Source organism: Mesorhizobium sp. M2C.T.Ca.TU.002.02.1.1 (assembly GCF_003997225.1).
Genome location: NZ_RZTO01000001.1, coordinates 25,483 through 35,706 on the forward strand (window position 1 = coordinate 25,483; position 10,224 = coordinate 35,706).

The window sequence follows — 10,224 nt, forward strand, 5'->3', positions numbered from 1 at the left end:
AGCCTGCCCGCTTCTGTTGTGGGCGTTCGAGCGCCGGCTGCTCGTGCAGGCGCGAACCGCACCGCAGGCGAGTTGAGACGCTTGTGAACTTTCTGGCGCCGGCTGAGAGGGGGCCGTGCCGACCGCAGGCGCAAGCCTTGATCCGGATCATGGCGCAGGGCTCATTGAAGGCGGCGGTGCGGACTGTGCCGCGACCGGCGCGCAGCTGTCGCCGACCACCAGCGACGGCTGAAAGACAACGTTGCGCCGTTCGGCAGGACCGCCACGCCTGATCTGGTCGACCAAGAGCCGCACCGCCTCGTTGGTCATGTCGACCAGCGGATGCTCGGTGCGCGTCAGGCGTGGGCGCAGACCGCCGATGCCGGGGATGGTATCCGTGGAAGCGATGGAGATGTCGCCGGGACAGCGCAGCCCGAGATCCGCGACTGCCCGCATCACGCCGAGCGCCATCAGGCCGCTCGCGACATAGAGCGCCGTCGGCCGCTCCGGCTGCTCCAGCAGGCTGCGCGCCACCGAGTAGGCGGCATCCTCGCGGAACTCGCCCGAACGTATATAGCGCGATTCAAGCGTCAGACCGCGCGAGCGCATTGCCGCCAGCATGCCATCGAGGCGGCCGCGCCCGGTGGTGACATGCAGCGGCCCGGTGATCGTGCCGAGGCGGGTATGGCCGAGATCGAGCAGATATTCCGTCGCCTGCCTGCCGGCCGATATGTTGTCGATCGTCACCGTATCCGACCTGTCATCGGCGACGGTACGGCCGAACAGCACGGTCGGGATCGGTTTGCCGTCGGGATCGTTCTGCAGATGCTCCGTCGAATCGCCGACCGGGACCAGGATCACCCCGTCGCAGGAGAGCGTGCGCACACGGGCGAGGATGCGGCGCTCGGCCTCCGGCTTCTCGTCGCTGTTGAAGATCAGCAGCGAATAGCCCCAGGCGGCGACCGCCGCTTCCGCCGCCCACACGACGCGCGAGAAGAAGGGGTTGGCGAGATCGGCGACGACAAGGGCGATCAACTGGCTGCGGCCGCGCTTCAGGTTCCGCGCGGCGAGCGAGGGCGCATAGCTGAGGTCACGGACGGCGGCCAGGACGCGGGCCCGCAATTCCGGGCTCACATAGGCGGAATCGTTGATCACCGCCGACACAGTTGCGGTCGATACCCCCGCCGCGCGGGCAACGTCCTTGATGGTGGCCATAGCGAACCCAGCTAATCGATTAGTTGAGTTTTGGTCGCCATAATGGCCTTTGTCTAGGCTAAATCACCGAAAATTTGCTTGATTGCCGTTGTTATCCGCATAATCTAGCGAAACGGTTCGGCGAGGTAGGCGCCGTACGTCAAAGGGAGGAGATCATGAAGTGGATAGTCATTGGGGCTGCGTTGGCGGCCGCGGCCGGAGCGGTTCCCGCTCGGGCGGACACGCCGCTGGTCGGCATCGTCTCGATCTCGGCGACCGAGGCGAATAACGCCCGCTACATCGTCGGCGCCAAGGCCGCCGCCAAGGAGATCGGCTGGGACGTTTCCGTCATCGATGCGGCGGGCAGTGCCGACCAGGCGAATGCCGCGATCCAGAATTTCGCGCAGCGCGGCTCGGCGGCGATCGTCGACATGGTGTTTCCCTATTCCTCGATCGGGGCCGGGCTCCAGGCCGCCAAGTCGGCCAACATCCCGGTCGTCACCTGGGGCGGCGGGCTGGGAAGCTCGGTCGCCGCCACCAATGGCTCGGGCGGGCCGATGGTGGTGCCGGTCGACGAGCTGATGCTGAAGACGATGGGCGGCAAGGGCTCCATCCTGGCGCTGACCTATCACACCGGCGAGGTGTGCCGGAACCGCGAGGTCGAGCTCGACAAAGCGCTGGAAGCCAATCCCGACATCAAGGTCACCAAGAACGAGGTGCGCATCCCCGGTTATTTCGAGGACGGCGCGCAATACGCCAATGCCTGGCTTGCCTCGCATCCGGCAGGCCAGGAGAATCTCGCCATCTGGGGCTGCTGGGACGATCCGGCGATCGGCGCCATCGGTTCGCTCAGGGCGCAGAGCCGTGACGACGTCAAGGTCTATGGCGTCAACGGCAACGCGCAGGCGCTGGAAAACATCAAGAACGGCTTCATGACCGCGACCGCCTGGCAGGACAGCTATACAGAAGGCTACAATATGGTCAAACTGCTGCCGGAGATCCGCAAGGCCGGCGCGGACTGGAAGCCGAAGGCGGTGGAGGTGCCCGCGGTGCTCGTCACCAAGGACACGATCGACGATTTCATCGCCAAGCATCCGGACGCCATGAAATAGGAAACCTGCACGCTTCGCCATGAACCCTGTCCCGACATCGATGGCGGCGCCGCCCGCGGTGCCGTTCGTGGCGGCGAGTGCGATCGGCAAATCCTACGGAGGAGCGCAGGCGCTGCATGGGGCGGCGCTCTCCGTGCTGCCCGGCGAAGTGCATGGGTTGGTCGGCGCCAACGGCGCCGGCAAGTCGACATTGATCCGCATCCTGGCCGGCCTGACCCAGCCGGATACGGGTGAGATCGCCATCGAGGGCAGGCCGGTGGCGATCGCATCGCCGCATGAAGCGAGCGCGCTCGGCATGAGCTTCATCCATCAGGAACTCGCCTTCGTGCCGGACATGACGGTGCTCGAGAACATCATGCTCGGCCTGCCCAAGAAGAAGACGAGGCTCGGCCTGGTCGACTGGGCCGCGATCCAGCGCGACGTCGCGCCGATCATCGAGCGCGTCGGCATAACCGCGCCGCTCGATGCCGCGGCCAAGAGCTTGTCGACGGCCGAGAACTGGCTGATCAGCATCGCCCGGGCGCTGGTGTGGAAGGCGCGGCTCATCGTCATGGACGAGCCCACCGCGTCGCTGTCGGCAGGCGAATGCCGCAAGCTCTTCTCCATCATCCGGGGGCTTTCGGCATCGGGCGTGGCGGTGCTCTACGTGTCGCACCGGCTGGACGAGATCCTCGACCTGTGCAGCCGCGTCACAGTCTTGCGCGATGGCCGGTCGGTCGCGGTCCTCGAGGGTCCCGAGCTGACACGGCGCCGGCTGGTCCAAGCAATCGTGGGTGGGGCGGTCGAGCACCTGCCCAAGTCCCGCGACGCAACGCATGGCGAGGTCATGCTGTCGGCGCGGGGCCTGCGCCGTCTGCCGCGCGTAAGCGAGGCGAGCTTCGATCTCCACCGCGGCGAGGTGCTCGGGCTTGGCGGCCTCGTCGGCGCCGGGCGCAGCGAGCTTGCGCGGCTGCTCTATGGCGCGGACCGGCCCGATGCCGGCACCATGACGATAGAGGGAAGGCCGTTCGCTCCGCGCAGCCCGGCCGGCGCCGTGCGCGCCGGGCTGGGCCTGGTTCCGGAGGAACGTCGCACGGAAGGGCTGCTCCTCGGCAAATCTATCGCCTTCAACCTCAGCCTCGGCAACCTTACGCCGCTGCTTGCCAGCCCGCTCCTGCCCTTCATCAGCCCGCGCAAGCGCGCGCGGCTGGCGCAGGCGACGATCCGCGACCTGTCGATCAGGGCCGGCTCGCCGGAACAGCCGGTCGGGCGGCTCTCCGGCGGCAACCAGCAGAAGGTGGTCATCGGCCGCTGGCTGCGCTCGAAGCCGAAGATCCTCATCCTCGACGAGCCGACGCGCGGCGTCGATATCGGCGCACGCGGCGAAATCCACCGGCTCATCCGCGCGCTCGCCGCAGACGGCATGGCCGTGCTCGTCATCTCGTCCGAGCCGGACGAACTCCCCGACCTGTGCGATCGGGTGCTGGTGATGGCGGAAGGACGGATCGTGCGCGAGCTCGCCGGCACCGACCTCACACGCAGCGCAATCATCGAGGCAAGCTATGCCGAAACCGAGGAAAGGGTTCCCGCATGAGTGACGTCGGCTACACGCGACGCCTTTCGCCCAGCACCAGGGCCGCGCTCGGGGTTTTCGCGCGCTATGGCACCATCATCGGCCTGCTCGTGATGATCCTCGTCTTCTCGTTCCTGTCGCCGCGCGCCTTTCCGACCTACAACAATTTCATCAACGTGCTGAGCCAGGCGTCCCTCGCCATGATCATCGCCGGCGGGCTGACCATGGCGGTGATCGTCGGCGAGCTCGACCTTTCGGTCGGTTATGCCGCCAGCCTGCACGGCGTGCTCGTCACCGGGCTGATCGTGGCAAATCACCTGCCGATCCCGGTGGCGGTTCTGATCGAGCTCGCGCTCGGCGCCCTCATCGGCGTCGTCAACGGCCTGATCGTCACCAAGCTCAAGGTCAATTCGGTGATCGCCACGCTCGGCGTCGGCACCGTGCTGGTCGGCCTCTCCTTCGCCTATTCGGCAGGCGTGCCGATCGTCTCCGGCGTGCCGGAATCCTTCTTGCAGCTGGCGCTGGGGCGCTGGCTGTTCGGCATCCCCAACCCGATCATCTTCATGGCGCTGGTGTTCGGCGGCCTGTGGTTGCTGGTCGAGCGCACGGCGATCGGCCAGGAGATCCAGGCGGTCGGCGGCAACCCCGCCGCGGCCCGGCTCGCCGGCATCGATGTCGACCGCATCAAGATCCTCGGCTTCGTGCTTTCGGGCATGTGCGCGGCTCTCACCGGCACCTTGCTTGCCGCCAGGCTTGGCAGCGGCACGACCAATGCCGCCGATTCCTATCTCCTGACCGCCTTCGCCGCCGTCTTCCTCGGATCAGCGACGCTGCGCGACGGCGAGTTCCACATATTGGGCACGCTCATCGGCACGCTCATCATCGTGCTCGGCTTCAACGGGCTCAACATCTTCGGCGCGCCGACCTTCTCGCAGTTCGTGTTCCAGGGCGCCATCCTGATCGTCGCGGTCGGCCTCGCCAGCCTCGGCCGCTCGCTTGCCGAAAGCTGAATTGGAGGAGAATGCCCATGACCGTCCCGCAATCCGCGAAATGGCAAGTCTTCGTGATGGAATATGCGCGCTCCAAGGAGCAGCCCTGGGTCGACCTCATCAGCGGCATGTACAATGACGGCGTGGTCGACCTGCCCTTCTCCTTCGTGCTCGCGCGCAACGGCGAACGCAACGTGCTGATCGACACCGGCTTCATGCAGGACGAGCACAGCTTCTCGCAGAAGTTCGGCATTCCGACATGGATCTCGCCGGTGCGGATGCTGGCGGCGCTCGACATCGCGCCCGACCAGATCAGCGACATCGTGGTCACCCACGCGCATTTCGACCATATGGGCTCGATCGCCGAGTTCCCGCGCGCGCATATCCACATCCAGAAGAGCGAGCTGCTGTCGTGGTACGAGGCGATCGCGCTGCCGAGGCGCTTCGCGCATCTGACTGCCATCATCGATCCCGACAATTTGCGCACCGCCCTCGAAGCCTCGATCGAGCATCGCGTGACGCTCGTCGACGGGGACAAGGACAACATCCTGCCCGGCATCCATGCGCGGCTCGGCAGCGGCCACACGATCGGCCAGCAATTCGTGCTCGTCGACACCGACGCGGGCCGCCGCGTCATCTCAGGCGATTGCGTCTATTCGCGCCGTCAGCTCACCGGGCACAATCACGACGGCGTCTATGTCCCGCTCAACAATGCGGTGTGCAGCGTCTGGGAGCAGCTGAAGACCATCGACAAGATGAATGACGAGCTCGGCGGCGACCTGTCGAAGCTTGTCGTGCTGCACGATGTCGAGCGCTGGAAGGGCCATCCGGTCGTCAAGGAGGTCGAGGGCTTCAAGATCGTCCGGCTGACCTGACCATCGGCGGACATGGCGGGATCAGGCAGGGACGTAGGTCAACCTGATCACATCCTCGTCGATCCGCTCATGAGCCATGAGACGGAGCGGCGGCCGGGGCCCTGCGAAATAGGGCGTGCCGCGGCCGAGCACCACGGGATGCAGGTAGATACGATACTCATCGATCAGGCCGAGTTCGGTGAGGCTTCGCGCCAGATCCGGGCCGGCGACCGCAATCTCGCCGTCACGCTCGGCCTTCAGCTTGCGCATCGCGCTCTCGAGATCATCTTCCAGGAGCGTGGCGTTGGGACCTACAGACTGCAACGAGCGCGAGACGACCCATTTCGGCTGGTTCCGCCACGCCGCAGCGAAGGCCTGTCGCTCGGCATCCCATTCGGGATGCTCGTCGTCCCAGTAGCGCATGATTTCATACATGCGGCGGCCGTAGACGCTCCCCGCCTTCCGCCGCACATCCTCGATGAAGTGGCGGAAGAGCGTAGGGCTTGGCCCGAACTCCGTGTGATCGACGTAGCCGTCGAGGGACTGATTCATTCCGAAGACGAGCTTGGCCATGCCTGTTCCTCAAATGGCATTCGCGCTATCTGATTGCGCCGTGCAATCGGTTCAGGTTAGGTCGACTGATTTTATTTTGCAATTGGTTTTGGCCTGCATGAATGCCGATTTGAACCGGTGCCGGGCAGGCTTTGCTCAAGCCACCACCGCCAAGGCCGGGGAGGCACGCAAGCGGGCTATGTCGCGCAGCGGCGGTTCTCCAAAGTGGCGGCGATATTCGCGACTGAACTGCGACGGGCTTTCGTAACCCACGCTGAAGGCCGCGGTCGTGACATCGATGTCATCGACCAGCATCAGGCTGCGTGCGTCCTGCAGCCTCAGCTGCTTCTGGAATTGCAGCGGTGTCATCGCCGTCACGGCGCGAAAGTGCTCGTGCAGGCTCGACGGACTCATGCCCACTTCAGCGGCAAGCCGCTCGATGCTGAACCGTTCCCGGAAGTTCAGCCCGATCCAGGCGATGGCGCGGCCAATCTGGGCCACCCGACCCTGGCCGGAGGTGATGTGACGCATCCTGGCGCCGTCCGGGCCGGCAAGCAGGCGGTAGAGAATTTCCTGCTCGGCCAGCGGCCCAAGCACGGGCAGCGCTGCCGGATCGTCGAGCTGGCGCAGCAGACGCAGCGTTGCGTCGAGCAAATCGGCACCGGCGTCGGACACCGTCTTGCCTATGGGCAAGGAGGGCGTTCCCGGCGGCGGCACGCGCAACGCCAGGTCCCCCAGCATGACCGGATCGAAATCGAGGTACAGGCAGAGATAGGGCTTGTCGGGCGTCGCCTCGACCACATGGCCTATGGCTGGCAGGTCGTAGGTCACGACCCCGTAGCGCCCCGGTGCGTATCTGAACACGCGGTCGCCCAGCGTGACCTCCTTTCGCCCCTGCACGACGAGAACCAGTTGCGGCCGGTAGACATTCGGCATCGGCATCGTCACCGTGGAGGATCGAACAAGCGTCACACGTTCGATGGGTGTGGCGTGGAAGCCATCCTTCGAGACGTGCCGGGCAATCACGGCCGCTATTTCGCTCAGTGTTTCCATAAATCGGACCATCGCACGCGCGCGCAAGGGCGGCAAAGCGAATCCGCGCGGCTCGTGGAGGATTGGGCAGAAATCCCGGCGCATCGGGCGAGCGGTTCGGCGTCGCTGCGCATCATAGTGTCAGCGGCGCCCGGGTCACAGCACGCCTGGCTGCGGAACACGAATGGAGCAAACATGACAACCGATGATCTGAAGACCCCCGCAGTCGCACTGGGCACCTGGGCCTGGGGCGACAGCGGCAAGACCGGCGACGGCTACTTCGGCAGCCACCTCACTCAGGCGGGCCTGGAAGAGGTCGCGGACAAGGCGCATGCGGCCGGTTTCATCCTGTGGGATACCGCCGCGGTATACGGCATGGGCCGTTCCGAGACCGTTCTCGGGGAGACGCTGAAGCGCTTCGCCCGCAGCGACTACCAGCTCTCCACGAAGTTCACTCCGCAGGCCGCGGGAACCGGCAACGATGCGGTGGCGGACATGCTGGAGCAGAGCCTGGCCCGCCTCGGCACCGACTACATCGACCTCTACTGGATTCACAATCCGGCGGATGTTGCGCGGTGGACTCCGCGGCTGATCCCGTTGCTGAAAAGCGGGAAGGTCAAACATGTGGGCGTCTCGAATCACAATTTGAGCGAAATCGAGCTCGCCAACCGGATCCTCGGAGAAGCCGGATTCCGGGTCGAAGCCGTCCAGAACCACTATAGCCTGCTCTACCGCAGCTCCGAGGACGCCGGCATCCTGGACTACTGCCGCGGCCACGGCATCCCGTTCTTCGCCTATATGGTGCTTGAACAAGGCGCCCTGAGCGGCAAGTACAGTCCGGAGAATCCGCTGCCGGAAGGCAGCAACCGGGCGGAGACCTACAACGGCATGCTGCCTCAGCTGAAGGCGCTGACGGACAAGCTCGCCTCGATCGGCCAAGGCCAAGGTGCGGCAGCCGCCGATGTCGCGATAGCGTGGGCCATAGCCAAGGGCACGACGCCGATCATCGGCGTTACCAGGCCCAACTACATCGATGGCCTGGTCCGAGCTGCGAGCATGGCGCTCTCTGGCGATGACATTGCGGAGCTGGAAGCTCTGGCCGACGCCGCCAACGTGAACACCCGCGGCTGGTGGGAGCAAGAGATGGAAGGCTGAGCCTCGGACCAATGCGCGAAGCTATATGGCAGACGATCATCCCGATCCGCGGGATGATTGCCTGTGACCGGGCAGTTGCCTCTTCGCCGCAGTTCTCTCAGCCGCGCGAATCTATCCAACGATGCAAAGCCGTTTCAAATCGGCCATTGAAAGGGTGAGGTTCGGCGGAACATCTGAAGTATTGGCGCGCCCGAAGAGATTCGAACTCCTGACCCCCAGATTCGTAGTCTGGTGCTCTATCCAGCTGAGCTACGGGCGCGCAACAGGCCGTGTTTGACACAAGCCCCGCGATCCGGTCGAGACGGCCGGCCGCGATGTGGAGTGTTCCCTAACGACTGAATTTGAGAATTGCAAGCCGATCCGGCAAAAGTTTTGTCGCGGGTGTTTTCATCCCTGCTGAGGCGTGTCGCGATTGCAGGCCGGCCTTACCTGAATATCGGTACACCTCAAGCGGGGCGGCGCAGACCGTTGCGCGCCTGGTCGAGCCGGACCGGCTGGTCGGGAATGGTGACGGCGAAGACCGTGCGGCCGCCGATCGATTCGACGAGCTCGACCGTGCCGCCATGGGCGCGGATCAATTCATGCGCGATCGCCAGGCCGAGGCCGGTGCCGCCACTGCGCGCCGAGCCGCGGAAGGCGGCGAACAGGTTCTCGCGCGCCTTGGGCGGCAGGCCTGGGCCGGTGTCGGTGACGGTGATGCGGCTGACGCTGCCATGACGCTCGGCCGCGACCGCCAGCCGGCGCACCACCGTCCTTTCCGTGTCGGCGGCCATCGCCTGAATGGAGTTGCGGCACAGATTGGTGAGCACGCGGAAGAGATGGTCGGAATCGGCGTCGACCTCGAAGGCCATCTCCACGGCGTTGATGAATTCGATGCCTTCCTCGATATCGAGCAGGCCGTGCACGTCGTCGACGAGCTGGCGCAGCCGCAGACGCCGGCGGGACGGCGCCGGCTCCTGGGTGCGGCCATAATGAAGCACGCCTTCGGAATAGGACACGGCGCGGTCGAGCGCGCGCAGAAGCTTCGGCGCGAAGGACTGCACGGTCGGGTCCTTCACCTGGCGCAGGCGGTCGGACATCAGCTGCGCGGAGGCCAGGATGTTGCGCATGTCGTGGTTGATCTTCGACACGGCCAGGCCGAGATCGGCGAGGTGCTTCTGTTCCGACAGCATCTTCTGCAGCCGGTCCTGCATCTGCGCCAATTCGCGCTCGGCCACGCCGATCTCGTCGGAGCGGTCCGTCGGAGAGATGACGCGGCCGGGATCGTCAGGCGCCTCGGAGAAGGACAGGATCGAGCGCGTCATGGTGCGGATCGGCCCGATCATGATCAGGTCGATCGCCGCATAGACCAGCATGGCGGTGAACAGCGAGATGAGCAGCGAGACGACGGCGACATTGCGCGAATATCTCAGCATGGCATCGCGCAAGCGATAATCCGGCATGATCAGCTCGAATTCCTTGTCGCTGTCGCCGACCGGGCCGAAGACGCGCAGCATGCGCTTGCCGCCGAAGAACAGCGTGTCGAGCGCGCCGGTCATGCCGTTGACGAGGCCGACATCGGCGATATCGATATGCTCGTCGACCTGGGGCGGCATGTCGGAAACGACGAGCAGCCGCGAGACCCCGCCGTCGCGCACGGCGATCGCCTTGGCGCCGATCGCCATCAGCACGTCGTTCTGGGCGTTGTGCGACAGCGCGTTGGGCTCGCCCTGCAGGAGCACGATCGACACGGCCGCGGCGGTGCTCAAGCGCTCCTTCAGCCAGTTGACCCGGTAGCTGGCGATCCAGGGCAGGAAGATCAGGAC

At 65.4% G+C, this 10,224-nt stretch carries 9 protein-coding genes and 1 tRNA gene; 5 read left to right on the forward strand and 5 right to left on the reverse strand.

Going from position 1 to position 10,224, the window contains the following annotated elements; translation table 11 throughout:
* Positions 1-147: 147 nt before the first annotated feature.
* Complete coding sequence (locus EOD07_RS00125) at positions 148-1,194, reverse strand: LacI family DNA-binding transcriptional regulator (RefSeq protein ID WP_127233434.1); 1,047 nt, start codon at positions 1,192-1,194, stop codon at positions 148-150.
* A 155-nt stretch (positions 1,195-1,349) separates the two neighbouring features.
* Between EOD07_RS00125 and EOD07_RS00130 the strand changes: the two genes are divergently transcribed.
* From EOD07_RS00130 to EOD07_RS00145, 4 genes are read left to right on the forward strand one after another with little or no spacing between them, the layout of a single operon-like run.
* Positions 1,350-2,285, forward strand: a complete 936-nt coding sequence (locus EOD07_RS00130) for a sugar ABC transporter substrate-binding protein (protein ID WP_127233435.1) — start codon at positions 1,350-1,352, stop codon at positions 2,283-2,285.
* A gap of 19 nt (positions 2,286-2,304) precedes the next feature.
* Positions 2,305-3,858 carry a sugar ABC transporter ATP-binding protein gene (locus tag EOD07_RS00135; RefSeq protein WP_127233436.1) on the forward strand — a complete coding sequence of 518 codons (1,554 nt, stop codon included), beginning with the start codon at positions 2,305-2,307 and terminating at the stop codon, positions 3,856-3,858.
* Positions 3,855-4,847, forward strand: a complete 993-nt coding sequence (locus EOD07_RS00140; protein ID WP_127233437.1) for an ABC transporter permease — start codon at positions 3,855-3,857, stop codon at positions 4,845-4,847. Before EOD07_RS00135 ends, EOD07_RS00140 begins: the two co-directional genes overlap by 4 nt.
* A 17-nt stretch (positions 4,848-4,864) precedes the next feature.
* Positions 4,865-5,701 carry an N-acyl homoserine lactonase family protein gene (locus EOD07_RS00145; protein ID WP_127233438.1) on the forward strand — a complete coding sequence of 279 codons (837 nt, stop codon included), beginning with the start codon at positions 4,865-4,867 and terminating at the stop codon, positions 5,699-5,701.
* A 21-nt stretch (positions 5,702-5,722) separates the two neighbouring features.
* On the opposite strand, the gene EOD07_RS00150 is transcribed toward EOD07_RS00145, so the two are convergent.
* Both EOD07_RS00150 and EOD07_RS00155 read right to left on the reverse strand, forming a co-directional pair.
* Positions 5,723-6,253 carry a dihydrofolate reductase family protein gene (locus EOD07_RS00150; RefSeq protein ID WP_127233439.1) on the reverse strand — a complete coding sequence of 177 codons (531 nt, stop codon included), beginning with the start codon at positions 6,251-6,253 and terminating at the stop codon, positions 5,723-5,725.
* Positions 6,254-6,388: 135 nt separating this feature from the next.
* A complete protein-coding gene (locus tag EOD07_RS00155; RefSeq protein ID WP_127233440.1) occupies positions 6,389-7,285 on the reverse strand; it encodes an AraC family transcriptional regulator in 897 nt (298 codons plus the stop codon).
* Positions 7,286-7,459: 174 nt separating this feature from the next.
* Between EOD07_RS00155 and EOD07_RS00160 the strand changes: the two genes are divergently transcribed.
* On the forward strand, positions 7,460-8,419 hold the full coding sequence (locus tag EOD07_RS00160; RefSeq protein ID WP_127233441.1) for an aldo/keto reductase: 960 nt from the start codon (positions 7,460-7,462) through the stop codon (positions 8,417-8,419).
* 182 nt (positions 8,420-8,601) lie between these two features.
* Here the strand turns inward: EOD07_RS00160 and EOD07_RS00165 are convergent.
* Together EOD07_RS00165 and EOD07_RS00170 are read right to left on the reverse strand one after the other, a co-directional pair.
* Positions 8,602-8,678 (reverse strand) — tRNA-Arg (locus EOD07_RS00165).
* A gap of 187 nt (positions 8,679-8,865) precedes the next feature.
* On the reverse strand, positions 8,866-10,224 hold a 1,359-nt coding region (locus EOD07_RS00170; protein ID WP_164771989.1), incomplete at its 5' end, for a HAMP domain-containing sensor histidine kinase.